We start from the raw sequence: 23,335 nt of genomic DNA on the forward strand, positions 1-23,335 counted from the left end.
GTCAGTTGTCTTCCACGCGCGCGCGGAAAGTCAGATCGATGCGCCGCAGACCGCGGCTTTCGCGCCCGGCCTTGGCCTTTTCGAACCACAGGCCCACCAGGTGCCCGCGGCCCAGCGCCAAGTCCGCCCCGTGCAGGGCATCGCTGATCGCCGCCGCCGCATCCTTGGCCGTCTGGAATCCGGACTTCGAGGTCACGACCGAGACCAGGAAGCGGTGCCAGGCGCCGTTGCCGCCGGTGTCGCTGGCGTCCTTCGCCGTCTCGGGCCCCAGCGCCACGTAGAGCGACGGCAGGCTGCCCTGCGGCAGCGCGTCGTAGATGTCGGCGCCCACCAGCGCGCCCAGCGCCGCGTCGCCCTGCAGGCGGGCATACACCGCCGCCTGAAGCGCTGCTGAAACCGCATAGCTCATGGCGCCACCTCCTCCTGGCACTGGCAAACCAGGTAGAGTCCCGCAGGCTCATCCTCGGTCACTGCCTCGATGCGAAAGATCCGGGTGCCGAGGACAAAGCGCTGCCCCGGCTCGGGCCTGTTCGAATGACCTTGCGGCGCGCCGCGCGTCACGATGCGAAAGGCGCCGACCGACACCGCCCCGGTCTCGCCGCTGGCCAGCCGTCCGGTGCGTGGCTTGACCTCGGCCCAGAGCGTGCCCAGCGCCGTCCAGGTCTCGACATAGCCGCCGGCCCCGTCGCTCACCCGCTGCGGCGACTCCAGCACCAGTTGTCTGTTCAGCCGCCGTGTCATGCGCCCAGCCCCATCCGCACCGGGCGATACCGGGCGATCAGGCTGGTGACGCCGAACGGCATGCAACCCTGGCTCAGCGCTGTGTCGCTGCGATACTCGTAGTAGTGCGCGGCCAGCATCAGCACCGCCTGCTTGAGATCCTCGGGCACGGCGTCGAACGTCGCGCCATAGCCCGCGTCGAACCGGACCTCGACTGAGCCGCCCGAAGGGACGTTGGGCAGGTAGGTCGCCATCGGCCGCAGCTTCGGATCAAAGGCATCCTTCTTCAGGCGGTAGGCGGCAGGATCGACCGTGGTGGCCGCCCCGTAGGCATCGACCAGCGTCACCTCGGTGATCGACTGCACCGGCGTCACCGGCAGCCGCTGTCCTTCCGGCGAGGTCCAGTCGTCCAGCGTCATCAGGAACCCCCGGGCGATCAGCGCCTTGCTGGTGCGCCCCTCGATGGCGGCCAGCGCCGCCCGCAGAAAGGACACCAGCACCGGGTCCTGCAGGTCCGCCTCGGTAAATCCGCTGCCCAGCAGCAGATGATCCTTCAGGGCGTTCACCGGAAGCGCCGCATCCGGCACCTGCGTTTCTTCCACCAACATCATGTCTTTTCTCCGAAATCCTCGACCATCCCAGGTCCGCCGGGGGGTGGGCGCGCGCCGCCCAGGCTGCACTGGCGGAGGGGTTTGGCTGGACAACTTGGACAGGCGCGCGCCCTTGGAGAGACGGGCCCGAAGGCCCGCCCCCCATCTCGTCGCCAGCCTCAGCCGACCGCGATGCGCAGCAGCTTGATGGCCGCAAAGTCGCTCACGTCGCCGCCCACGCGCTTGGAGGCGTAGAACAGCACGTGCGGCTTGGCGCTGAACGGGTCACGCAGCACGCGCAGGTCCGGACGTTCGGCGATGGTGTAGCCGCTGGAGAAGTCGCCAAAGGCGATCGGATAGGCATCCGCCGCGATGTCCGGCATGTCCTCGGCAATCAGCACCGGGTAACCCAGCAGGCGGCCCGGCTCGCCAAAGGCAAAACCGTCGGCCCACAGGTGGCGGCCATCCGCGTCCTTGAGCTTGCGCAGCGCGCCGGCGGTCTTCGAGTTCATCACAAAGGTCGCCTTGGCGCGGTAGGGCGCATTCAGCGCATAGACCACGTCGATCAGCGCGTCGCCGTCGCCGATCCCTGTGCCCGACCCCGACGGAACCGAGCCCAGCGAACCCCAGGTCCAGCTGTCGTTGTCCACGATGGTGTGGTTCAGAAAGCCGCGCGGCTTGTCGACGCCGTTGCCGGTGACAAAGGCGGAGGCCTCGGAGCGCGCGAACTTGTCAGCGATGCGGCCTGCCAGCCAGGTGTCGACGTCAAAGGCGCTGTCGTCCAGCAGGCGCTGCGACACCTTCGGCATGGCGTTCAGCTCGTAGAGCGGGATAGAGATGCGCTCGATCGTCGGCGTGCCGGTCTCGGCGGTCGCGGAGGTCTCGTTCGCCCAGCCCGCGCCGGCGTCGTTGCGGTCGATCAGCACGTCGTACGAGGTCGAATCGACGTTGACAACGTTGGCGACCTTGCGGATCGACGCGGTGCCGCTCAGCGAGGACTTGATGGTGTCCGCGGTCTGCGGATCGACCAGGTAGCCGCCGTCCGAGTTGATGGCGGTGGACATCGCCTTGCCTTCCAGCTCGAGGCCGCGCAGGCCGTCGTCATCGCCGTGGCGCAGGTAGGCATCAAACGCCTTGCGGTGGGGGACTTCGACCTCGACACGGGTCGAAAGCGCGGGGCGGTTCGCCCGGGCGGTCTTGTGATCAAGCATGGTCAGTCGCTCTTCCTGTTTCTGAAGCTTCTCTTCAAGGTCGGCCGCGAGGGCCTTGTAGTCCCCGATCAGTCCCGCCATCGCGGCACTCACCCGGGCGACCGGAGACACATCTTCCCCGGTCCGAGACTTGGTCTCGGTCTTGTTCATCCCTTGGTTCCCTCATGAGTGGCGCGCGTCAGCCGCCCGCCAGGTTGCGGCGCATGGCCTCCAGGGCCTCCGCCAAATCGCGCAGGGCGGCATCGTCCGGGGCCTCGCCCTTGGACGCCACCCGCGCACTGGGCAGCATCGGGAAGGTCACCAGCGACACCTCCCAAAGCTCCAGTTCCGTCAGGACACGATGGCCCTTGTCGTTCTTCGCGGCCTTCAGCGTGCGGTAACCGATCGACAGCCCGTCGATCGCGCCCGCCTCGATCAGCGCCGCCGCCTCGCGGCCGCGCTCGACGCTGTCCAGCAGCCGGCCCTTGACGTAGAGGCCGCGCTCGTCCTCGCGGACCTCGTCCCAGATGCCGATCGGCTGCGCCGGGTCGTGCTGCCACAGCATCTTGACCTTGCGCCCCTCCGTGCCCAGCCGCGTCAGCGACCGCGCATAGGCACCCTTGGCCACCACGTCGCCGCCCTGGTCGCAGGCGCCAAAGAGCGAGGCATAGCCCTCGATCTTGCGCCCCTCGACCGTCACCTCGGCGTCGAAACGGCAGAACTTGTGCTCCAATTCCATCCTGGTTCCTTTCCTCGCAGGCCCACCGCTCAGGGCGTCGCGTTCATCAATCCCTGGAAGACATCCGCCAGGATCGCCCCGGCGACGCCGTAGACCGTCAGCCACAGCCGCCGCTCCAACCGCTCCATCAGCGCCTCCAGACGCTGGAACCGGTCGGTGAGCGCGTCGAACTGCAGCTTGCTCACCCGCTCGTGCGCTTCCAGCCGCAGGCCCGGCGCGCAGGCAAAGGCCTCGTGCCTCGATCTGAGTTCAGTCACCCTCGCTCTCCTCCATCTCGGCCGGCAGGCCCAGCAGCCGGCGCTTTTCGGCGCGGGTCAGGAAATCGGCCAGCGCCACGCGGTTCCACTGCGCATCGCGCTCGGTGGCCAGCGCCGGCACCTGGTCCAGATCGGGCGCCAGCAGCACCTCCTCGCCCAGCCAGCCCGACAGCCAGCGCCCGACGCTCGCCGTGACCTTGGTGGCCAGCGGCAGCACCGTCTGGCGGTAAAAGGCCCGGTGCGCCTCGGCGTAGTTGGCGTAGGTCGCCTCGCCGGGGATCCCCAGCATCATCGGCGGCACGCCAAAGGCAACCGCGATCTCCCGCGCGGCCGACTCCTTGGTCTTCTGGAACTCCATGTCCGAAGGCGAAAAGCCCATCGGTTTCCAGTCCAGCCCGCCTTCCAGCAGCATCGGCCGTCCGGCATTGCGCGCCCCCTGGTGATGCATCTCCATCTCGGCCTGGAGGCGCTCGAACTGCTCGGGGCTCAGATGCCCCTGCCCCTCGGTGCCCTTCCAGACGATCGCGCCCGAAGGTCGCGCCGCGTTGTCCAGCAGCCCCTTGGACCAGCGCGACGCCGCGTTGTGCACATCCACCGCCTGCGCCGCCGCCTGCAAGGGCGACAGGCCATAGTGGTCGTCCTGCGGGTGAAAGGACTTCACGTGGCAGATCGGCGAGATCTCCCCGCCGGCATGAAAGCGGTGCTTGCGCCCGCCCACCGCGTATTCATAGGCCACCGGCCAGCCATCGGCCCCGGGCACCACGCTCATGCGATCGCTGCGCAACACGTGCAGCTCAAAGGGCAGCCCAGAGTCGCCCGCCACCGCCTCGACATAGCCGTCGCCCGACAGCAGCAACTGGCCGTAAAGCGCCTCGAACAGCTCGGCCCGCCCCTGGCCGGGATTCGGCGCCGCCACCAGCTTCAGGATCGGATGCGTCGCATAGCGCTGCCCCTCGTCCTGCAACACCAGCGGCAGCGCCGCCGCCGCCTCCGCGATCAGCTTGACCGCGCGAAAGCCCACCGGATTGCCGGCAAAGGCCTGCTTGGTCAGCGAAACCGTGTCACGCGGGCTCCAGGCCACGCGCCCCGACGACAGATGCGCCACCAGGCGGCCGGTGGCCGAGGCCTTGGCCTCGGGTGCCGCCTGTGCCCCCTCCGTGTCCCGGGACCGCCGCAGAAAATCGAATACCATGCCTCGTCGCTCCTTTCCTCGGGCAGCCGCTTCCGGCCCCGCCCGCACCGTCCGAGAGAACCCGAGGCTTTCCCCAGGCGTCCCGGCTGTCCCGTCATTCGTCTGCCCGGGACCGAAACCCGTCCCGAACGTCTCATGAGCCAACCTAGAAAGCGGCGATTAATCCGGCGTCACAGCACCGCCCGCCCTTGCCGCAACACCCCGCTCCAGGTTTCTTCTGGCCAGAAGTATCCCGGGGAGCGCGAGGGGCTGGCCCCTCGCTAGCGGGGCGGCGCGGGCGGCACACCGCCCGGACATGCACAGGGATGCCCCGCTGTCAGATCACCCGCATCTGCGGCACCCGCCGCGCCGGGCGCACGCCCAGCATCAGCTCGGTCAGCGCCCAGACCAGCGCGTCCACCCGGTCCGGGCTGCCGGAGCCTTCGTAGCCCTGCGGCGTCATCAGGCACATCTGCGCCTCCAGCGCCTCCAGTCCGCGGCCGTGGAACACCCGCCCCTGCTCGTAGAGCGCCGCCACCGGCTCCGCCCGCAGAGTCTTGCCCCGCGTCGCGTGGACCGCCTTGAACGGCAGGTCCGGCGCGATCTGGCGCAGGGTCGCCTCGACCATGGCGCCGCCCTGGTTGACCTCCGCCACCACCCGGTCCGCCTGCCAGCGTTCCGCCGCGCGGACCGCCGCCGTCGCCCAGCCGGTCGGCCCCAGCCCCTGAACCGAGGCATCCTCCAGCACGTAGACCCGACGCTCGCGCGGGTCCTCGGCCTCGACGATCCCCGCCACCACGATCCCGCAGGCGTCCGAACGTTTGCCCCCGCCCGCCGGCGGATCGACCGCGACCACGATGCGGTCCAGATCCGGCACCCGCCCCGACCGCCCCGTATCGAACATCGCCCGCGTCCACAGCGCCCCGTCGACCTGCTCCAGCAACACGCCGTCCAGTTCCTGCCGCCCCAGCGAGCTGCCGGCGTAGCGCGCCCGCACCTCCTCGAGGAAGGACTTGGCCAGATGCGCCCGGTTCGCCTCGGTCTTCGCATGGGTCGACACCGTCGACGGCAGCTCCATGAGCTCCTTCAGAACGTTCACGTTGCGCGGCGTCGTCGTCACGCAGACCCGCGGCGACGCCCCCAGACGCAGGCCGAACTGCAACATGTCCCAGACATCGCGCGCCCGCTTCCACTTGGCGAACTCGTCCACCCAGGCGCCGTCGAACTGCGGCCCGCGCAGCGCCTCCGGGTCCTGCGCCGAGAACAGCACCGCCTCGGCGCCGTTCGGCCAGACCAGCGTGCGCCGGGTCGCGTTGTGGCGCGGCTTGCGGTCGGGCGGCGAGCAGGACAGGATCCCGCTCTCGCCGTAGATCATCACCTCGCGCGCCTGGTCGTAGGTCTCGCCGATCAGCGCGATTCGGCGGCAGCGCCCGGCATCCAGCGGCTTGGCCCCTTCCACCTGTGCGCGCACCCACTCGGCCCCGGCGCGGGTCTTGCCCGCGCCGCGCCCGCCCAGGATCACCCATGTCCGCCAGTCACCCTCGGGCGGCAACTGGTGCGGATGCGCCCAGAACTCGAACAGGTAGGGGAGCGCAAGGCGCTCCCCCTCCGTCATTTCATCCAGAAACCTCTCCTTCAGCACAGCAGGCCCGGAGGCTATCCAGACGGCACCCGACCGCAAGTCGGGCTGCCTCGAGATCGATCGCGTAGGCGTCGACGATCCCCTCTTCCTTTCTGATGATCGCTTCAAGTTCCAACTCCGTTTCCCGGGCTGCACGCAGCCAGTACTTCAGTTCCCCGAGAACCTTTGCGGCCTCGGACTTCCGGTCGATGTCCCCTCGGCGGATCCTGTCCTGTGCCTCCTCGATCTGGTCGAGAAGATCGGTGATTGTCGCCGTCGCCCGCTCTCGCTGCTTTTGCAGTCTTTCGCACCGCGTATCGGCGGTGAGGATGATCGGCTGTCGGTCGGTCTTCTGCTCGTGGCTGCTCATGCTCGACACCTTGCTTGCCTGTAGGTTGCCCCTCCGTCAGGGTGCAAGGAACGAAAGACGGCCCCAAAGGGTCTCCCCCGGGGCCGCCTGCCGCACCTCGTCCAGCATGCGAAAAACATACGCAGGACCGTGCGCCGGGTCAATCCCGCCTCCGCGCGCAACTGTCTGAATTCGTTTACGCTTCCCAACACGGGATGAACGCCGCGCGGAACGGCGCTTGCCGCCGCCCGCTCCCTCTGGCAAGACATGCGTCAGAAAGGACGACCAAATGCCCCAGCTCTCGCACCGCATCACCACGCTCAACGACGGCGGCTCCGACGGCTGGGAGGTGTTCTACCGCGCGCGCGCCATGATCGTCGCGGGCACCCCGGTGACCGAACTCACCATCGGCGAACACGACATCGGCACCGATGCCAGCATCCTTCAGGCGATCCACGCCGCCGCCCTGCGCGGACACACCGGCTATGCCATGGTCCCGGGTGTCCACGCCCTGCGCCGCGCCGTTGCCGAACGGCTCACGGCGCGCACCGGCGTGCCCACAGGCCCGGAGAATGTCCTGATCACGCCCGGCGGGCAGGCCGCGCTCTTTTCCGCGCATGTGACCGTGCTGTCGCCCGGCGACGCGGCGCTCTACATCGACCCCTATTACGCCACCTACCCCGGCACGATTCGCGCCGCCTCCGGCACCCCCATCGCCATCCAGACAGAGGCCGCCCGCGCCTTTCTGCCCTCCGGCGCGGCGATTGCCGAGGCCGCCCGCAAGAGCGGCGCAAAAAGCCTGCTGATCAACACCCCCAACAACCCCACCGGCACCGTCTACCCCCGCAAGACGATCGAAGACATCGCCGAGGCCTGCACCGCGCAGGACCTCTGGCTGATCTCCGACGAGGTCTACGACACCCAGGTCTGGCAGGGCGCGCACGTCAGCCCGCGCAGCCTGCCCGGCATGGCCGAACGCACGCTGCTTGTCGGCTCCATGTCCAAAAGCCACGCCATGACCGGCTCGCGCGTCGGCTGGCTGGTCGGCCCCGCCGAGGCGGTGGATCGCCTGATCGACCTCGCCACCGCCACCACCTACGGCGTGCCTGGCTACATCCAGGACGGCGCCCTCTTTGCGCTGGAACAGGGCCCCGGCCTCGAAGACCGCGTCTCCGAACCCTTCCGCCGCCGCCGCGATCTCGCCCTGCGGGTGCTCGCCGAACAGAACACCGTCACCGCGATCCCGCCGCAGGGCGCCATGTACATCATGCTGGACATCCGCGCGACGGGCCTCTCGGGCCGCGACTTCGCCGAGGCGCTGCTCGACGCCCACCACATCGCCGTCATGCCCGGCGAAAGCTTCGGCCGCTCCGCCGCCGGGCACGTCCGCGTCGCGCTGACCGTCGACGATGCACGGCTGGAGGACTCCCTGCGCACCCTCTGCGCCTTTGCCGAAACCCGCGCGCAGGCCGCCTGAGCGGGCCATGGGCACGCCGGTCAGCAGCCTGCGCAACCTTGGCCCCGCCACCGAAAGGGCCATGACCGGGGCGGGCATCCCGGATGCCGAAACCCTGCGCGGGCTGGGTGCGCACGAAGCCTACCGCCGGCTGATCGCCGCCGGCGAGCGGCCGCATTTCATCGGCTACTACGTGCTGCACATGGCCCTCCAGGGCCGCCCCTGGAACGACTGCAAGGGCGCGGAAAAGGACGCCCTGCGCCGCCAGTTCGACGCGCTCAAGGCCGAAACCGCCGCCAAGCCCCGCAGCGACCTCGATCGCATCCTGAACCAGATCGGCGTGATCGATCGCCGCCCGCGATGACCCCGCCCTTCTTTGGTTTTCCAAATACCTCGGGGGAGTCTCCCGGCAGGGAGACGGGGGCAGCGCCCCCTCCTACCGCAACGCCGAAACCGGCATATCGGCCGGAAAGGCCATCCACGGCCGCAGCACCATCTGACCCAGGTCGGTGTCCTCCAGCTTCAGCCGCATCGACAGCGCGCCCCCCTCCAGCCGCCGCACGTCACAGGTGATGGTGAACAGATCGCCATAGGTCACGTCCCAGCCCTCGGTGACCGCACGCACCTCGCCCCAGCGGCCATCCAGCTCCCAGTCGTCCACGTCGAAACCCAGCTTCGGATCATCAGCCAGCCAGCGCATCCCACCCTTGCAGATCCGCACCAGCGTCTCGTCCGTCACCTCCGGCCGCCGCGTCGTGATCACCCAAATATCCCAGGCCGCCGCCTTCTCGATCGTGTCGACCGCCAGGTAATCCTCGCCCCGGTGCACCAGCATCTGCGCCAGCAGCGAACGGGGAAAGCGGTTGATGTTCGAGGTCAGGTAAGTGTGGTCGAGGTCCCCGGCAATGCGCGCAATGGCATCCACCGCCACGTCAAAGGCCCGCGTGACCGTGGCCGCGTCATAGGCGCCTTCCGGGATCTCCAAAGCCGGCGCATGGAACCCCAGCCGCGCGCCCGGATGGATCAGCCGCATGTTGAAGATGTACTCGTACCAGCCGAACGTCCCACCCATGAAAGCCACCGCGCAGGCCGACAGGCATTCCGCCCCCTCCGGCACCACCGTCGCGGTGAAATGCGCCGCCAGCACCTCGGCGATCTTCACCCCCTCGTCCAGCGACCCACCGGGGCTGTCCAGGCACAGCGCCGGGTTCAGCTCGTCGTGGTCCAGCGGGAACAGCCGCTCCAGCACCTCGCGCAGGCGCTCGGCGTCCCCCGCTCCGATCCGCCCGCTCAGCCGCAGCGCACAGGTGCCGCGCTCGATCTCGTCGAAACTCAGCGTGCGCGCCTCGATCACCTCGATCTCCGCCGCCGCCAGCCGCAGCGGCGCCAGCAGGCCAAGGCACAGCAGGATCAGGACACGCATGGCAACACCTCCGGGCGGATCGAACCGCCGTCAGTCTCGGCCCCGCGCCGCCGCCCTGTCAACGCCCCCGCCCAACTGCAAAGGGCCGCCCGCGACGCGGACGGCCCTGGTCACTTCACGAAGACAGGTGGCTCAGCCAACCAGTTCCAGCCCCGAGAAGAAGAACGAGATTTCCTGCGCGGCGGTGTCCGGCGCGTCCGACCCGTGGACCGAGTTCTCGCCAACCGATTCGGCGAACTCGGCGCGGATGGTGCCCGCGGCGGCATCGGCCGGGTTGGTCGCGCCCATCACTTCGCGGTACTTCACGATGGCGTCCTCGCCTTCCAGCACCTGCACGACGACCGGCTCGGAGGCCATGAACTCGCACAGCTCGTCATAGAAGGGGCGCGCGGCGTGCACGGCATAGAACTGGCCGGCCTGCGCCTTGGTCAGGTGAATGCGCTTCTGCGCGATGATGCGCAGGCCTGCGGCCTCGATCTTGGCGTTGATCGCGCCGGTCAGGTTGCGGCGGGTTGCGTCGGGCTTGATGATCGAGAAAGTCCGCTGGACAGCCATTTGAATACTCCGATGTGGTCAGTTTCGCCGCGCTGTTAGCATGGGTCGCCAAGCTGAGAAAGGGGGGCGCCGCGGTGACAGTGGCGTTTCGGGGGCCGGGACACCTTCCAGGCCGGGCCGGCGGCGCCGGGCAGGCGATGGTGACCGGGGTCGGCGGCAGAACCCGCCCCGTGGGCACCTTCTCCGGAACGATCTCTTGTCTCGATGCCGCGACGGCACCGGCTCGCGTGTTCCCCGAGGCGTCCTGCCCCACAAACATTCGGCACGCCTCCCGCCGGTTTCCCTGCAGTCGAAAACCCTGGCATAGACGGCCCGGCGGGGCTGGTCGCCGTATCCTGGCGGTGCTAGAGGGGCCGAATGCTGCGCATCGAAAACATCTCGTATTCCGTCGAAGGCCGCCCTCTGTTCGAAGGCGCCTCCGCGACGATTCCCGAAGGCCACAAGGTCGGCCTCGTCGGGCCCAACGGCGCGGGCAAGACCACGCTTTTCCGCCTGATCAAGGGCGAGCTGACCCTCGACAACGGCGAACTCACCCTGCCCTCACGCGCCCGCATCGGCGGCGTCAGCCAGGAGGTGCCCGCGTCAGAGACCTCGCTGATCGACACCGTGCTTGCCGCCGACACCGAACGCGCCGCCCTGCTGGCCGAGGCCGAGACGGCGCAGGACCCGCACCGCATCGCCGAGATCCAGACAAGGCTGGCCGACATCGACGCCTGGAGCGCCGAGGCCCGCGCCGCCACCATCCTGCGCGGTCTCGGCTTTGACGACGCGCAACAGAAACAGCCCTGTTCGGCCTTCTCGGGCGGCTGGCGGATGCGCGTCGCGCTGGCCGGCGTGCTCTTTGCCCAGCCCGACCTTCTGTTGCTGGACGAACCGACCAACTACCTCGACCTCGAAGGCGCGCTCTGGCTCGAATCCTACCTCGCCAAGTACCCGCACACGGTAATCGTCATCAGCCACGACCGGGGCCTCTTGAACCGCGCCGTCGGCAGCATCCTGCACGTCGAGGACCGCAAGCTGACCTACTACGGCACGCCCTACGACGGCTTCGTCAAGCTGCGCGCCGAGAAACGCGCCCAGCTGGCCGCGACCGCCAAGAAACAGCAGGACCGCCGCGCCCACTTGCAAGGCTTCGTCGACCGCTTCCGCGCCAAGGCCTCCAAGGCCAAGCAGGCCCAGGCCCGCCTCAAGATGATCGAGCGGATGGACATGATTACCCCGCCCGAGGAGGCCGCCAAGCGCGTCTTTAGCTTTCCCCAGCCGGACGAGCTGTCGCCCCCCATCATCAACATCGAGGGCGGCGCCGTTGGCTACAATGGCACCGCCGTCCTCAAGCGGCTGAACCTGCGCATCGACCAGGACGACCGCATCGCCCTGCTGGGCAAGAACGGCGAGGGCAAATCGACCCTGTCGAAACTGCTGTCCGACCGCCTGCCCCTGATGGAAGGCCGCATGTCGCGGTCCTCCAAGCTGCGCATCGGCTACTTTGCCCAGCACCAGGTCGACGAACTGCACCTCGACGAAAACCCGCTCCAGCACCTGCAACGCGAACGCCCCGACACGCCGCCCGCGAAACTGCGCGCCCGGCTGGCCGGCTTCGGCCTGATGGCGGCACAGGCGGACACCGAGGTCGCGCGCCTGTCCGGCGGGCAGAAGGCGCGGCTGTCGCTGCTGTTGGCCACGCTCGACGCGCCGCACCTGCTGATCCTCGACGAACCCACCAACCACCTCGACATCGAAAGCCGCGAGGCGCTGGTCGAGGCGCTGACCGCCTATTCCGGCGCGGTGATCCTGGTCAGCCACGACATGCACCTGCTGTCGCTGGTCGCCGACCGGCTCTGGCTGGTCAGCCAGGGCAGCGTGCGCCCCTACGACGAGGATCTCGAAACCTACCGCGCCATGCTGCTGGCGCGCGACACGCCGGCCAAGCCCGGCAAACCGATGGAAAAGCCCAAGCGCCTGTCGCGCGACCAGATCCTCGACCTGCGTGCCGAGGCCCGCAAATGCGAGGACCGCGTGACCAAGCTGGAAGAGATGCGCGAGAAGCTGGCGAAAAAGCTGGCCGACCCCGCGCTCTACGAGACCGACAAGGTCGGCGAACTCGAGGTCTGGAACAAGAAATACGCCGAGATCATGGAAGGCCTGCACCGCGCCGAGGCGATGTGGGAAAAGGCGCTGGAACGGCTGGACGAGGCCGAGAGCGTCTGACCCCGCGATTCAGGCCATCCTCACCGCCACACCGCCAATCCCCTCGATCCGCACCTCCACCTCTTGCCCCGGCTTGACCGGCATCGCGCCCAGCGAGGTGCCGCAGGCGATCACGTCGCCGGGCATCAGGGTCATGTCCTTCGACAGCCGCGCCACGATCTCCTCGGGGCCAAAGATCATGTCCGAACAGGCATAGCTCTGCCGCTCGCGCCCGTTCACCGTGACCTTGACCTCCAAAGCCCGCCAGTCGAGGCCCGTCACGATCCCCGGCCCGATCACGCCAAAGCCGTCAAACCCCTTGGCCCGCGTCCACTGCGGGAACGACGGGTCCTCGGTCAGGATGTTGAGCGCGGTGAAATCGTTCACGCAGGTATAGCCCAGGATCGCCGCGCCCGCCTCGTCGGCCGGGACGTTGCGGCACTCGGCGCCGATCACCACGCCCAGTTCGCCCTCGAACAGCACGCGGCCGATGTCGGGCGGGATCGCCACCGTGTCGCCCGGCCCGGCCAGGCTGGTCACCGGCTTGAGGAAATAGAGCGGATGCGCCGGCTGCGCCCAGCCGTTCTTTTCCGCCGCCGCGTGGAAATTGTTCCACAGCCCGATGAACTTTCCCGGCACCACTGGCGCCAGCAAGGTCACCTCCGCCAGCGCGACCGGATCGCCCGCCCCCTGCTCGGCCCCCAGTGCGGCGCGCGGATGCAGCGCGCCGCCCTCCACGATGCCCGTCACCACGCTGCCGTCGCCCTTGCGCGCCCGTGCCCATTCCATGACTGTCCTCCCCGTGCAAAGCCCTGTGTCCGACCAGGGGTCTAGTGCCTGGCCGCGCCAAGGCAAAGCCGGTTGTCTATGCGCGCATCCGTTTTCGCCCATGTTGACCGCCCTGTCCAAAACGGCAATCCGGCCCGGCGCCCAAGAGTTCCCGACAGCAGGCCCTTGATCGCGGGGGCCGAAAATGACAAGGCAGCGCCATGGACACCGCCTTTCTCATCAGCGCCTTCGTCACGCTGTTCGTCGTGATCGACCCCATCGGCCTCACCCCGATGTTCATCGCGCTCACGCAGGACACCGACGCCGCGCACCGCCGTGCCGTGGCGCTGCGGTCTTGCGCGGTGGCCATCGGCATCCTGACGCTGTTCGCCTTCTTCGGCGAGGCGGTCCTGGGCTTCGTCGGCATCTCGATGCCCGCCTTCCGCATCGCCGGCGGGATCCTGCTTTTCCTGACCGCGCTCGACATGCTGTTCGACCGCCGCACCAAGCGGCGCGAGGACAATGCCGAGCGCGAGGATTTCCCCGACCCCTCCGTCTTTCCGCTGGCGATCCCGCTGATCGCCGGTCCGGGGGCCATCGCCTCGATGATCCTGCTGGCGGGGCGCGCGGGCGATGGGCTTGAAATGGCGGGCATCCTGGCGGTCATGGCAGGCGTGATCTGCGTCGCGCTGGCACTGTTCCTGGTCGCCGGCGCGATCGAGCACCTGCTGGGCCGGGTCGGCATCATCGTGATCACGCGCCTCCTGGGCATGCTGCTCGCGGCGCTGTCGGTTCAGTTCGTGCTGGACGGGCTGCGCAGCTTCGGGCTGGCCCCGGCCTGAGGCGACCCCCCCCCTGTACCTTGGCCGCAGAGTGCCTATCTTTGCAGGGTATGCAGGGGGAGCGGGCCATGTCGGGCGACCAGATCGGAAACCTCATCTACCTCGGACTGCTGGCGGCGGTGATCGGCAGCTGGCTGGTCCTGCATGGCCGCAACAGCCTGAACAAGACCCTTCAGCAGATGGCGGCCTGGGCGCTGATCTTTGTCGGCGTGATCGCCGCCTACGGGTTGTGGAGCGACATCCGCGGCACCGTGACGCCGCGCCAGATGGTGTTCGAGAGCGAAGGCAAGGTCGAACTGCCGCGCGCCCCGGACGGGCATTACTACGTGACGCTCCAGATCAACGGATCGCCCACCCGATTTGTCGTGGACACCGGCGCAACCTCGATCGTGCTGACGCGCCGGGACGCCGAGCGTGCCGGGATCGACGACAGCGGCCTGCACTTCCTGACCGAGGCGATGACCGCCAACGGCGTGGTCCAGACCGCCCGCGTGGTGCTGGACGAGGTCGGCCTGGGCCCCTTCCGCGACCAGCGCGTGCCGGCCTATGTCAACGCCGGAGAGATGGAGAACTCGCTTCTGGGGATGAGCTACCTGGGCCGCTTTACCCGGCTCGAGATCACCGGCGGGACGATGGTGCTGCAACGCTGAGGCTCAGGCCTCGGCCTTCTTTTCCCAGCGGCCCGATTCCTCGGACCAGTACTTTGCCTTGCAGCCCGCGCCGGTGAGTGCGCGCCACTGGTCGCGCGCGCGCTGCAAGGCCGGGCCGTCATGGCCGTCGAACAGGACGCAGACCCGCTCCAGCGCGCCGACTTCCTCGGGCGCGACCTCGGCGCCGTCGATGCTCATGAGGCAGGCAGGCTCGTTGGCGGCGCGGCGCTCAGAGGTCAGCAGCACCGGCTGGTCGGCGTCGTGTGGCCCGCCGGACAGGCCGTGCGGCAGAAACCCGTCCTCGGGCCCCAGCCACAGCTTCTGGTCCAGCCAGTCCAGCCGCTGCGGATCGGTGCCGCGCACCGCAACCCGCCAGCCGCGCGCCAGAGACCGGTCCAGCAGCTCCGGCAGCACCGCCTCCAGCGGGCGGCGGGTCAGGTGGTAGAAAAAGGCCTCTCCCATCGCGTGCTCCGCCTGTGACGCCGGGGGCATGGGGGGCGCTGCCCCCCGTCTGCCTGCGGCAGCCCCCCCCCCGGGATATTTCCGGACCAAAGATGCGCTGGCCAGGGTCAGTCCTTTTCGAAGCGGTCGCGCACCAGCCGGTCCAGCGCCAGCACGCCCCAGCCGGTCGCGCCCTTGGGGGCGAGCGCGCCGTCGGTCGTCACCTGCGCCACCCCGGCGATGTCGAGGTGGATCCAGGGGGTTTCCGCCTTGACGAAGCGTTGCAGGAACTGCGCCGCGGTGATCGCGCCTGCCGGGCGGCCGCCGACGTTCTTCATGTCGGCCTTCTGGCTTTTCAGCATGTCGTCGTAGGCCTTGCCCAGCGGCAGCCGCCAGGCGCCCTCGCCCTCGGCCTGCGCCGCCTTGAGGAAATCGGCCGCCAGCGCATCGTCGTTGGAGAAGACGGCGGCGTTTTCATGCCCCAGCGCGATGATGCAGGCGCCGGTCAGGGTGGCGAGGTCGATCATCGCGGCGGGTTTCTCGGTCTCCTGCGCGTGCCACATCACGTCGGCCAGCACCAGCCGCCCCTCGGCGTCGGTGTTGATCACCTCGATGGTGTCGCCCTTCATCGACTTGACGATGTCGCCCGGACGCTGCGCCATGTGCGAGGGCATGTTCTCGACCAGGCCCACCATGGCGACCACATGCGCCTTGGCCTTGCGCAGGGCCAGCGCCTTCATGACGCCAGCCACGGTGCCGGCGCCGCCCATGTCCATGGTCATGTCCTCCATGCCCTGCGCGGGCTTGAGGCTGATGCCGCCGGTGTCGAACACGACGCCCTTGCCGATCAGCGCCAGCGGCGCGCCCTCGGCCCCCTTCCAGCGCATCGTGACGACCTTGGACGGCATCGCCGAGCCCTGGCCGACGCCCAGCAGCGCGCCCATGCCCAGCTTTTCCAGCTCCGGTTCGTCCATCACCTCGACCTCGACCCCGAGATCGCGCAGCGCCTCCAGCCGGGTGGCGAACTCCACCGTCGTCAGCACGTTGGCCGGTTCGCTGATCAGGTCGCGGGTAAAGACCACGCCCTCGGCCAGCGCGCGGCCGGTGGCAAAGGCGGCCTCGGCCTCGGCCGGGTCCTTGACCATCAGCGTCGCCGCGGCCAGCGGCTCGGCCGCCTCGGACTTGCGCGCGGAAAAGACGTAGCCGCGCAGCGCGATGCCCAGCGCGATCTCCTCGGGCAGGCGCGTGACCTCGACCAGAACGGTCATCGCGGATTTGCCCGCCAGCCGCGCCAGCGTGCCGCCGGCCTTGCGCGCCTCGGCGGTGGCGGGGCGGCGGTCCAGCTTGACGATGTCGACCGCCTCGGCGGCCATGCCGGCGGGCCAGGCCAGGCTCAGCGCCTCGCCGGCCGACAGCTTGCCCCAGGCGGCGCTTTCCACCGCGCGGCCCACGCCGCCCTTGGTCAGACGGTTCAGCCGCCGCGCCCCGGGGCTGAGCGTTCCGTCGGCGGTCACCATCACGGCCACCCGGCCAGCGGCCTCGCCCAGCGCCTCGAGTTCCACCTCGGCAAAGCTGATCGCGCGCACATCGGTCATCGTGTTCTTTCCCCTGAGCAGTGTTTCGCCACGAGAGGTAACGCCCGATGCCCCGCTTGACCAGTGCCACCTTTCGCATTCCCGTGTGATCCTTTAGTCTGCGCGCACCTTGTCCGTTCTGGGGGGAACCGGCGTTTGCAGAGATTCGACAGATATGTGCTGTCGCAACTGGTAGTCGTGTTCGGCTTTTTCGCCCTAGTCCTTGTGTCGGTCTACTGGGTGAACAAGGCCGTCACGATCTTTGACCAGCTGGTTTCGGACGGTCATGCCGTCGGCGTCGTGGCCGAGTTCACCGCCCTGTCCCTGCCCGCCGTCGTGGCCATGGTGCTGCCACTGGCGGCGTTTGCCGCCTCGGTCTACGTCACCAATCGGATGAGTTCGGACAGCGAGCTGACCGTGGTGCAGGCGACCGGCTATTCGCCCTGGCGGCTGGCGCGACCGGTGCTGATCTTTGGCGTGCTGGTCGCGCTGATGCTCTCGACGCTGACGCATGTCCTCGTGCCGAAGTCGCTGGAACAGCTTCGCCTGCGCGAACGGGAACTGGCCGCCTCGGTCACCGCGCGGCTGCTGCGCGACGGGGTCTTTCTGCATCCGATCGCCGGCGTGACCTTCTACATCCGCGACATCACCGCGACGGGCGAGTTGCGTGATGTCGTGCTGTCGGACCGCCGCACCGAGGGGCGCGAGGTCACCTACACCTCGGAGCGGGCCTACCTGATCCGCGACGACGAAGGCCCCAAGATGGTGATGCTGTCGGGCATGGCGCAGACGCTGGACATGGTCGAGCGGCGGCTGTCGACCACGAATTTCACCGACCTGACCTATGACGTGTCCGGGCTGATCACCTCGTCCCGGCCAACGAAACGGCGGCTGAACTACATGTCGACCTTCGAGCTGCTGGCCGATCCGGTGGCCTCGGCCGAAGAGGCCAAGGACAAGCCCGGCGAGGCGCTGGAAGAGGCGCACATGCGGTTCCAGCTGCCGCTGCTGGCGCTGGTGGCGGCGCTGGTCGGCAACGCGGCGCTGATGGTGGGCGGCTTTTCGCGTTTTGGCGTCACCCGGCAGATCGTCTTTGCCATCGTCCTGCTGGTGGCGGTCAAGCTGGTGGAAAGCGCGGTCACCGACCCGGTGCGCGGCGATCCGCGACTCTGGCCGCTGGTCTACCTGCCCAGCCTCATCGGCCTGCTGATGGTCTGGGCGCTGCTGCGCCAGGCGGCGCGCCCCTTCCGGCCCCGGCGCGCTCGGCGCGGCGACCCGGCAGAGGTGGCGGCATGATCCTGCACCGCTACTTTGCCCGCCGCTTCCTGTGGCTGTTCCTGGCCCTGCTGGCGATCTTCGGGCTGTTCCAGGGCCTGCTCGACCTGATCGAGGAAATGCGCCGCTTCGACGATTCGGTCAGCTTTGGCCACGTGGTGCAGATGGTGCTGCTGAAATTGCCGACGGGTCTCTACGAGATCATCCCGCTGGTGGTGATCCTGGCCACTGTGGCGATGTTTCTCGGCCTCGCGCGGTCGTCCGAGCTTGTGGTGACGCGCGCCGCCGGGCGCTCGGGCCTGACCGCGCTGCTGGCGCCGGTGCTGGTCGCGCTGGTGCTGGGCGGGCTGGTGGTGGCGCTGATGAACCCCATCGTTTCGGCCACGTCCAAGCGCTACGCCGACCTGCTGGAGGTCTACGAGAGCGGCACCACCTCGGCGGTCTCGATCGGACCCGAGGGCCTGTGGCTGCGGCAGGGCGGAACCGAGGGGCAGGCGGTGATCCATGCCGCCCGCGCCAACCCCGAGGCAACCAGGCTGTTCGAGGTCTCGATCGTCGTCTACGCCCCCGGTGGCGGGCCGATGACCCGCATCCTGGCGGAAAGCGCCCGGCTAGAGGACGGGTTCTGGCTGCTCAGCAACGCCAAGGCCTGGCCGCTGGCGCTGGGCCTGAACCCGGAATCCGGGGCCCGCACGCATGACCTGCTGCGGTTGCCGTCCAGCCTGACGCAGGACAGCATCCGCGACCGCTTTGGCAAGCCCTCGGCGGTGGCGATCTGGGACCTGCCCGCCTTCATCGCCGGGCTGGAATCGGCGGGCTTTTCCGCCCGGCGGCACGTGGTCTGGCTGCACATGGAACTGTCGCGCCCGCTGTTCCTGGTGGCGATGACGCTGGTCGGCGCGGCCTTCACCATGCGGCCCACCCGGCTGGGCCGCACCGGCGTCGCGATCCTGTCCGCGGTCCTGCTTGGCTTTGGCTTGTATTACGTGCGAAGCTTTGCCCAGATCATGGGGGAAAACGGCCAGCTTTCGCCGCTGGTCGCGGCCTGGGTTCCGCCGGTGGCCTCTGTCCTGCTGGCGATGGGGCTGGTTCTGCATATGGAGGACGGATGACACGCGCGTTCCCACGTCTGGCCTCACGTCTGGCCGGCCTGGCCGCAGTGCTTGCGCTGCTGCTGGCCCTGCCCCTGCGCGCGCAGGACACATCGCAGGATGGCGCGGCCAAGCCGGCCATGCTGCTGGCCGATTCCGTCTACGTCGAGAACGAGGAGCGCCTGGTCGCCACCGGCAACGTCGAGGCGTTCCACGACGGGGTGACGCTGACCGCCACCCGCATCCTCTATGACCGTACCACCGACAGCCTGACCATCGACGGCCCGATTCGCATCACCGACGCCGCGGGCAACGTCATGACCGCCGATTTCGCGCAGCTGGACCGCGGCTTGCAGAACGGCTTGCTGGCCGGCGCGCGGCTGGTGCTGGACCAGCAGTTGCAGCTTGCCTCGGTCGAGGCGCGCCGCGTCGAGGGCCGCTACACCCAGCTCAGCCGCGTCGCCGTCACCTCCTGCCAGGTCTGCGGGCCACGCGGCGTGCCGCTGTGGCAGATCCGCGCCGCCCGCGTCGTGCACGACCAGGAAGAACGGCAGCTCTACTTCGACGGCGCGCAGTTTCGCGTGCTGGACGTGCCGGTGTTCTACTTCCCGCACCTGCGCCTGCCGGACCCCACGCTGAAACGCGCGCGCGGCTTTCTCGTGCCCAGTTTCCGCAGCTCCACCCTGCTGGGGTTCGGCATCAAGACGCCCTACTTCGTCCCCTTCGGTCCGCACAAGGACCTGACGCTGACGCCCTACCTGTCGCCCAAGACGCGCACGCTGGAACTGCGCTATCGCCAGGCCTTTCGCAACGGCAGCCTGACCCTGGAGGGCGCGGCCAGCTCCGACACGCTCAAGACCGACGGCCTGCGCGGCTACCTCTTCGCCGAGGGCGATTTTCTGATCGCCGGGGACTACAAGCTGGATTTCCGGCTGAAATCCGTCTCCGACGACGCCTATCTCAACGATTACGGCATCAGCAGCGCCGACCGGCTGGAAAGCTCGGTGTCGCTGCGCCGGGTGCAGCGGGACGGCTTCATGCGCGCCAGCGTGCTGAACTACGAGACGCTGCGCGACTTCGAAAGCAACGACACCCAGCCCCGCTTCATCGCCGATTATTTCATCGAACGGCGCTATTTCCCGCGCATCGGGGGCGAGCTTCGCCTGGCCGCCGAGGCGCACGGCCACCTGCGCCAGTCCAAGCGCGCCACCGACGGCCCCGACGACGATCTCGAGGTCGACGGCCGCGACGTCGCGCGCCTCAACGCCGAGTTTAGCTGGCGGAACCGCTGGACGCTGGCGGGCGGGCTGCGCGCCGGGGTCTCGACCCACCTCTGGGTCGATCGCTACATGACCGAACAGGATGTCACCTCCTCGCCCGAGGTCAGCCGCGCGATCGCCGGTGTCGCGGTGGAACTGCGCTACCCGATGCAACGGCGCGGCGCGGCGGGCGGGCGCACCCTGTTCGAACCGGTGGTCCAGCTGGGCTGGGTCGGCGGCGAACGGCTGAAGAACCCCAACGACGAAAGCACCCGGGTCGAATTCGACGAGGCCAACCTGCTGTCGCTGTCGCGTTTCCCGGCCGCCGACCGGCGCGAACACGGCGCGACGCTGGCCGCCGGGGTGCGCTGGATGCATCAGGCGCCCACCGGCTGGTCCGCCGCGCTGACGCTGGGCCAGGTCTGGCGCGACAGCGCGGACAGCGATTTTTCGCGCACCTCCGGGCTGGCTGGCACCACGTCCGACCTGCTGATCGCCGGGCGCTTTTCCAACCCGCTGGGGATCACCCTGTCGATGCGCGGCCTGCTGGATACCGACATGCAGGTCGCCAAGGCCGAGGCGCGCGCCGGCTGGTCGACCTCGCGGATGGACCTCGGCGCCTCCTACCTGCTGCTCGAGGCCGACCCCGACGAGGACCGCGACCAGACGCAGGCCGAATGGACCTTTGACGGCCGCTACCAGGTGACCCGCCACTGGGCCACCTCGGGCGAGGCGCGCTACGATCTTTCCGACCGCCGGGTTGACCGCGTCGGCCTTGGCCTGCAATACCGCAATGAATGCATCCAGGTGGACTTCCAGGCCACGCGGAACTATGCCTCCGCGACCAACCTCGAACCCTCCACGGAATTCGACCTGACCGTCGCGCTGATGGGTTTCAGCACCGGCGGCAGTGGCAAGGAGTATCGCCGCACATGTTCCTTCTGACCCGTTTCCTCTCGCCGCTCCTTGTCGTCGCCGGACTCGCGCTGGCGCCCGTGCCGGCCTCCGCGCAAAACCTCTTCGGGCCGGCCATCCGGGTGAACGACGCGGTGATCACCGGCTACGAGATCCAGCAGCGCCGGCAGATGCTGCAGGTGCTGCGGGCGCCCGGCGACCTGACCAAGGTCGCGCGCGACCAGCTGATCGACGACCGCCTGCGCGTGCAGGCCGCCTCCGACAACGGCATCCGCCCGACCGAGGAAGAGGTGCTGGACGGCATGGCCGAATTCGCCGGCCGCGCCAACATGGACCGCGACCAGTTCGTCGCCGCGCTCGCCGCCGAGGGCGTGGCCGAGCAGACCTTCCGCGACTTCGTGCAGGCCGGCCTCAGCTGGCGCCAACTGGTGCAGGCGCGGTTCGGCGCGCGCTCTTCCGTCTCCGAGGACGAGATCGACCGCGCCCTGTCGCGGCAGGGCGGCGGCAGCAGCGTCCGCGTCCTGCTGTCCGAGATCATCATGCCGATGCCCCCCGAGCAGGAAACCGAGGTCCGCGAGCGCGCCGAGCGCATTGCCCGGATAACCAGCTTTGGTGCCTTCTCGGCCGAGGCGCAGCGCTACTCCGCAACCGCCACCCGCGACGCCGGCGGCCGCCTGCCCTGGCAGAACCTCAGCGACCTGCCGCCGCCGCTGCAACCGGTGCTGCTGGGCCTCGCCCCCGGCGAGGTCACCGACCCGATCCCGCTCGACGGCGCCATCGCGCTGTTCCAGCTGCGCGACATCGCCGAGGGCGACTATACCGCGCCCAGGGTGGCCGCGGTGGAATACGCCGCCTATTACATGGCGGGCGGGCGGTCGCCCGAGACGCTGGCCAAGGCGCGCGAGATCGCCGGCCGGATCGACCGCTGCGACGACCTCTACGGCATCGCCAAGGGCCAGCCGCCCGAGGTGCTGGAACGTGGCACGCTGCCGGTGAACGACCTGCCGACCGACATCGCCTTCGAGCTGTCCAAGCTCGACCCGGGCGAGGTGTCCACCGCGCTGACGCGGTCCGGCGGGCAGACGCTGGTGTTCCTGATGATGTGCGGCCGCACCAGCGAGATCGCCGAGGACATCGACCGCACCGAGATCACCATCGGTCTGCGCAACCAGCGCCTGGCCGCGCTCGCCGACGGCTATCTCGCGCAGCTGCGCGCCGACGCCCTCATCGTCGAGAAATGACGCGGGCAGAGGCGCCGGTTGCGCTCAGCTGCGGTGAACCTGCCGGCATCGGGCCGGAGCTGGCGGAATCCGCCTGGGAGCAGCTGAAAGGCGACCTGCCCTTCGTATGGATCGGCGATCCGGCGCACCTGCCCGGACAGGTGCCGCATGTCATCGTCGACGATCCGGCACAGGCGGTTGAGGCCTCGGCCGCAGCCCTGCCGGTCTGGCCGATCCCGGTGCCCGGCCCACGCGTGCCCGGCGTGCCGCAGCCAGTGCAGGCCGGCGGCGTGATCCGGTCCATCGAAGAGGGCGTGCGGCTGGTGCAGTCGGGCGCGGCACGGGCGCTTTGCACCCTGCCGATCCACAAGCAGGCGCTGGCCGAGGGCGCAGGCTTTGCCTTTCCCGGCCATACCGAGTTCCTCGCCCACCTGGCGGGGGTGGACGAGGTGGTGATGATGCTGGCCTCGGACCGCCTCCGCGTGGTCCCGGTGACGATCCACATCGCGCTGTCCGAAGTCCCCCGCGCCCTGACCGCCGACCTGCTGGAGCGGCGCATCCGCATCACCCGCCGGGCGCTGGTCACCCAGTTCGGCATCGCCGACCCGCGCCTCGCGGTGGCCGGGTTGAACCCGCATGCCGGCGAAGGCGGGCGCATGGGCCGCGAGGAGAGCCAGCTGATTGCCCCGGTGCTGGAGCGCCTGCGCGCCGAGGGGATGGACCTGCGCGGCCCGCTGCCCGCCGACACGATGTTCCACGAACGCGCCCGCGCCGGCTATGACGCAGCGCTCTGCATGTACCACGACCAGGCGCTGATCCCGATCAAGACGCTGGACTTCGACGAAGGCGTGAACGTCACGCTGGGCCTGCCCTTCGTGCGCACCTCGCCCGACCACGGCACCGCCTTCGACATCGCGGGCCGTGGGATGGCGAACCCGTCCTCGACGCTGGCCGCCCTGCGCATGGCCGCGCGGCTGGCATGAAGTCGCCCCGCGCGCCACGGGCGCAAATTTCACCCCTGAAATTTGCAAATTCCGTCCGC

At 69.2% G+C, this 23,335-nt stretch carries 24 protein-coding genes; 10 read left to right on the forward strand and 14 right to left on the reverse strand.

The annotated features are described in order from the left end of the window. Position 1 precedes the first annotated feature (1 nt). The 9 genes from MAA8898_RS04940 to MAA8898_RS04980 form a co-directional block, all read right to left on the reverse strand. Positions 2-409, reverse strand: a complete 408-nt coding sequence (locus MAA8898_RS04940; RefSeq protein WP_094019858.1) for a DUF3168 domain-containing protein — start codon at positions 407-409, stop codon at positions 2-4. Next, on the reverse strand, positions 406-741 hold the full coding sequence (locus tag MAA8898_RS04945) for a phage head closure protein (protein WP_094019859.1): 336 nt from the start codon (positions 739-741) through the stop codon (positions 406-408). Before MAA8898_RS04945 ends, MAA8898_RS04940 begins: the two co-directional genes overlap by 4 nt. Next, on the reverse strand, positions 738-1,331 hold the full coding sequence (locus tag MAA8898_RS04950; RefSeq protein WP_094019860.1) for a head-tail connector protein: 594 nt from the start codon (positions 1,329-1,331) through the stop codon (positions 738-740). Before MAA8898_RS04950 ends, MAA8898_RS04945 begins: the two co-directional genes overlap by 4 nt. A 158-nt stretch (positions 1,332-1,489) precedes the next feature. After that, the gene (locus tag MAA8898_RS04955; RefSeq protein ID WP_094019861.1) at positions 1,490-2,671 is read right to left on the reverse strand and encodes a phage major capsid protein; all 1,182 of its coding nucleotides are present in this window, start codon (positions 2,669-2,671) and stop codon (positions 1,490-1,492) included. Between the two features lie 28 nt (positions 2,672-2,699). Then, on the reverse strand, positions 2,700-3,239 hold the full coding sequence (locus tag MAA8898_RS04960; protein ID WP_094019862.1) for an HK97 family phage prohead protease: 540 nt from the start codon (positions 3,237-3,239) through the stop codon (positions 2,700-2,702). A gap of 29 nt (positions 3,240-3,268) precedes the next feature. After that, a complete protein-coding gene (locus MAA8898_RS04965) occupies positions 3,269-3,496 on the reverse strand; it encodes a GTA head formation protein, RCAP_rcc01685 family (RefSeq protein ID WP_094019863.1) in 228 nt (75 codons plus the stop codon). Next, a complete protein-coding gene (locus tag MAA8898_RS04970) occupies positions 3,489-4,688 on the reverse strand; it encodes a phage portal protein (protein WP_094019864.1) in 1,200 nt (399 codons plus the stop codon). Before MAA8898_RS04970 ends, MAA8898_RS04965 begins: the two co-directional genes overlap by 8 nt. A gap of 316 nt (positions 4,689-5,004) precedes the next feature. Beyond that, the gene (locus MAA8898_RS04975; RefSeq protein ID WP_094019865.1) at positions 5,005-6,282 is read right to left on the reverse strand and encodes a DNA-packaging protein; all 1,278 of its coding nucleotides are present in this window, start codon (positions 6,280-6,282) and stop codon (positions 5,005-5,007) included. A 1-nt stretch (position 6,283) separates the two neighbouring features. After that, the gene (locus MAA8898_RS04980) at positions 6,284-6,658 is read right to left on the reverse strand and encodes a hypothetical protein (protein WP_094019866.1); all 375 of its coding nucleotides are present in this window, start codon (positions 6,656-6,658) and stop codon (positions 6,284-6,286) included. Between the two features lie 268 nt (positions 6,659-6,926). On the opposite strand from MAA8898_RS04980, the gene MAA8898_RS04985 reads away from it, so the two are divergent. Together MAA8898_RS04985 and MAA8898_RS04990 are read left to right on the forward strand one after the other, a co-directional pair. Continuing rightward, the gene (locus MAA8898_RS04985) at positions 6,927-8,114 is read left to right on the forward strand and encodes a pyridoxal phosphate-dependent aminotransferase (protein WP_094019867.1); all 1,188 of its coding nucleotides are present in this window, start codon (positions 6,927-6,929) and stop codon (positions 8,112-8,114) included. A gap of 7 nt (positions 8,115-8,121) precedes the next feature. After that, entirely contained in the window at positions 8,122-8,457 is a 336-nt protein-coding gene (locus tag MAA8898_RS04990; RefSeq protein ID WP_094019868.1) for a TfoX/Sxy family protein, read from the forward strand. 72 nt (positions 8,458-8,529) lie between these two features. Here MAA8898_RS04990 and MAA8898_RS04995 read toward each other — a convergent pair whose 3' ends face one another. Both MAA8898_RS04995 and ndk read right to left on the reverse strand, forming a co-directional pair. Continuing rightward, entirely contained in the window at positions 8,530-9,516 is a 987-nt protein-coding gene (locus MAA8898_RS04995) for a hypothetical protein (protein ID WP_094019869.1), read from the reverse strand. Positions 9,517-9,648: 132 nt separating this feature from the next. Continuing rightward, a complete protein-coding gene (gene ndk, locus MAA8898_RS05000) occupies positions 9,649-10,071 on the reverse strand; it encodes a nucleoside-diphosphate kinase (RefSeq protein ID WP_094019870.1) in 423 nt (140 codons plus the stop codon). Positions 10,072-10,428: 357 nt separating this feature from the next. Here ndk and MAA8898_RS05005 point away from each other — a divergent pair, with 357 nt between their 5' ends. Further along, on the forward strand, positions 10,429-12,279 hold the full coding sequence (locus tag MAA8898_RS05005; protein ID WP_094019871.1) for an ABC-F family ATP-binding cassette domain-containing protein: 1,851 nt from the start codon (positions 10,429-10,431) through the stop codon (positions 12,277-12,279). A gap of 9 nt (positions 12,280-12,288) precedes the next feature. Here the strand turns inward: MAA8898_RS05005 and MAA8898_RS05010 are convergent, their stop codons facing one another. Continuing rightward, a complete protein-coding gene (locus tag MAA8898_RS05010) occupies positions 12,289-13,047 on the reverse strand; it encodes a fumarylacetoacetate hydrolase family protein (protein ID WP_094019872.1) in 759 nt (252 codons plus the stop codon). A 200-nt stretch (positions 13,048-13,247) separates the two neighbouring features. On the opposite strand from MAA8898_RS05010, the gene MAA8898_RS05015 reads away from it, so the two are divergent. Next, positions 13,248-13,868 carry a MarC family protein gene (locus MAA8898_RS05015; protein WP_094019873.1) on the forward strand — a complete coding sequence of 207 codons (621 nt, stop codon included), beginning with the start codon at positions 13,248-13,250 and terminating at the stop codon, positions 13,866-13,868. A 68-nt stretch (positions 13,869-13,936) separates the two neighbouring features. After that, positions 13,937-14,518 carry a retropepsin-like aspartic protease family protein gene (locus MAA8898_RS05020; RefSeq protein WP_094019874.1) on the forward strand — a complete coding sequence of 194 codons (582 nt, stop codon included), beginning with the start codon at positions 13,937-13,939 and terminating at the stop codon, positions 14,516-14,518. A 3-nt stretch (positions 14,519-14,521) separates the two neighbouring features. Here the strand turns inward: MAA8898_RS05020 and MAA8898_RS05025 are convergent, their stop codons facing one another. Together MAA8898_RS05025 and MAA8898_RS05030 are read right to left on the reverse strand one after the other, a co-directional pair. Beyond that, positions 14,522-14,980 carry a DNA polymerase III subunit chi gene (locus MAA8898_RS05025; protein ID WP_094019875.1) on the reverse strand — a complete coding sequence of 153 codons (459 nt, stop codon included), beginning with the start codon at positions 14,978-14,980 and terminating at the stop codon, positions 14,522-14,524. Between the two features lie 107 nt (positions 14,981-15,087). Beyond that, complete coding sequence (locus MAA8898_RS05030) at positions 15,088-16,554, reverse strand: leucyl aminopeptidase (RefSeq protein WP_094019876.1); 1,467 nt, start codon at positions 16,552-16,554, stop codon at positions 15,088-15,090. A 135-nt stretch (positions 16,555-16,689) separates the two neighbouring features. Between MAA8898_RS05030 and lptF the strand changes: the two genes are divergently transcribed. Genes lptF through pdxA form a run of 5 tightly spaced genes read left to right on the forward strand, consistent with a single transcriptional unit; the run spans position 16,690 to position 23,276 of the window. Beyond that, positions 16,690-17,829: an LPS export ABC transporter permease LptF gene (gene lptF / locus MAA8898_RS05035; protein WP_245853240.1), complete on the forward strand. Its 1,140-nt coding sequence runs from the start codon at positions 16,690-16,692 to the stop codon at positions 17,827-17,829. Then, positions 17,826-18,920, forward strand: a complete 1,095-nt coding sequence (gene lptG / locus MAA8898_RS05040; RefSeq protein ID WP_094019877.1) for an LPS export ABC transporter permease LptG — start codon at positions 17,826-17,828, stop codon at positions 18,918-18,920. The genes lptF and lptG overlap by 4 nt, the downstream gene beginning before the upstream one ends. After that, entirely contained in the window at positions 18,917-21,103 is a 2,187-nt protein-coding gene (locus MAA8898_RS05045; RefSeq protein WP_094019878.1) for an LPS-assembly protein LptD, read from the forward strand. The genes lptG and MAA8898_RS05045 overlap by 4 nt, the downstream gene beginning before the upstream one ends. Further along, entirely contained in the window at positions 21,091-22,314 is a 1,224-nt protein-coding gene (locus tag MAA8898_RS05050) for a peptidylprolyl isomerase (RefSeq protein ID WP_094019879.1), read from the forward strand. The genes MAA8898_RS05045 and MAA8898_RS05050 overlap by 13 nt, the downstream gene beginning before the upstream one ends. After that, positions 22,311-23,276 carry a 4-hydroxythreonine-4-phosphate dehydrogenase PdxA gene (gene pdxA, locus MAA8898_RS05055; protein WP_094019880.1) on the forward strand — a complete coding sequence of 322 codons (966 nt, stop codon included), beginning with the start codon at positions 22,311-22,313 and terminating at the stop codon, positions 23,274-23,276. The genes MAA8898_RS05050 and pdxA overlap by 4 nt, the downstream gene beginning before the upstream one ends. The last annotated feature ends 59 nt before the right edge of the window (positions 23,277-23,335 follow it).

The sequence above is a fragment of the Antarctobacter aquimaris genome, from assembly GCF_900184945.1.
GTDB classification, from domain to species: domain Bacteria; phylum Pseudomonadota; class Alphaproteobacteria; order Rhodobacterales; family Rhodobacteraceae; genus Maliponia; species Maliponia aquimaris.

Coding starts and splice junctions, on each gene's coding strand:
- MAA8898_RS04940 (WP_094019858.1), bottom strand. CDS start 409: ATGAGCTATGCGGTTTCAGCAGCGCTTCAGGCGGCGGTGTATGCCCGC.
- MAA8898_RS04945 (WP_094019859.1), bottom strand. CDS start 741: ATGACACGGCGGCTGAACAGACAACTGGTGCTGGAGTCGCCGCAGCGG.
- MAA8898_RS04950 (WP_094019860.1), bottom strand. CDS start 1,331: ATGATGTTGGTGGAAGAAACGCAGGTGCCGGATGCGGCGCTTCCGGTG.
- MAA8898_RS04955 (WP_094019861.1), bottom strand. CDS start 2,671: ATGAACAAGACCGAGACCAAGTCTCGGACCGGGGAAGATGTGTCTCCG.
- MAA8898_RS04960 (WP_094019862.1), bottom strand. CDS start 3,239: ATGGAATTGGAGCACAAGTTCTGCCGTTTCGACGCCGAGGTGACGGTC.
- MAA8898_RS04970 (WP_094019864.1), bottom strand. CDS start 4,688: ATGGTATTCGATTTTCTGCGGCGGTCCCGGGACACGGAGGGGGCACAG.
- MAA8898_RS04975 (WP_094019865.1), bottom strand. CDS start 6,282: ATGACGGAGGGGGAGCGCCTTGCGCTCCCCTACCTGTTCGAGTTCTGG.
- MAA8898_RS04980 (WP_094019866.1), bottom strand. CDS start 6,658: ATGAGCAGCCACGAGCAGAAGACCGACCGACAGCCGATCATCCTCACC.
- MAA8898_RS04985 (WP_094019867.1), top strand. CDS start 6,927: ATGCCCCAGCTCTCGCACCGCATCACCACGCTCAACGACGGCGGCTCC.
- MAA8898_RS04990 (WP_094019868.1), top strand. CDS start 8,122: ATGGGCACGCCGGTCAGCAGCCTGCGCAACCTTGGCCCCGCCACCGAA.
- MAA8898_RS04995 (WP_094019869.1), bottom strand. CDS start 9,516: ATGCGTGTCCTGATCCTGCTGTGCCTTGGCCTGCTGGCGCCGCTGCGG.
- ndk (WP_094019870.1), bottom strand. CDS start 10,071: ATGGCTGTCCAGCGGACTTTCTCGATCATCAAGCCCGACGCAACCCGC.
- MAA8898_RS05005 (WP_094019871.1), top strand. CDS start 10,429: ATGCTGCGCATCGAAAACATCTCGTATTCCGTCGAAGGCCGCCCTCTG.
- MAA8898_RS05010 (WP_094019872.1), bottom strand. CDS start 13,047: ATGGAATGGGCACGGGCGCGCAAGGGCGACGGCAGCGTGGTGACGGGC.
- MAA8898_RS05015 (WP_094019873.1), top strand. CDS start 13,248: ATGGACACCGCCTTTCTCATCAGCGCCTTCGTCACGCTGTTCGTCGTG.
- MAA8898_RS05020 (WP_094019874.1), top strand. CDS start 13,937: ATGTCGGGCGACCAGATCGGAAACCTCATCTACCTCGGACTGCTGGCG.
- MAA8898_RS05025 (WP_094019875.1), bottom strand. CDS start 14,980: ATGGGAGAGGCCTTTTTCTACCACCTGACCCGCCGCCCGCTGGAGGCG.
- MAA8898_RS05030 (WP_094019876.1), bottom strand. CDS start 16,554: ATGACCGATGTGCGCGCGATCAGCTTTGCCGAGGTGGAACTCGAGGCG.
- lptG (WP_094019877.1), top strand. CDS start 17,826: ATGATCCTGCACCGCTACTTTGCCCGCCGCTTCCTGTGGCTGTTCCTG.
- MAA8898_RS05045 (WP_094019878.1), top strand. CDS start 18,917: ATGACACGCGCGTTCCCACGTCTGGCCTCACGTCTGGCCGGCCTGGCC.
- MAA8898_RS05050 (WP_094019879.1), top strand. CDS start 21,091: ATGTTCCTTCTGACCCGTTTCCTCTCGCCGCTCCTTGTCGTCGCCGGA.
- pdxA (WP_094019880.1), top strand. CDS start 22,311: ATGACGCGGGCAGAGGCGCCGGTTGCGCTCAGCTGCGGTGAACCTGCC.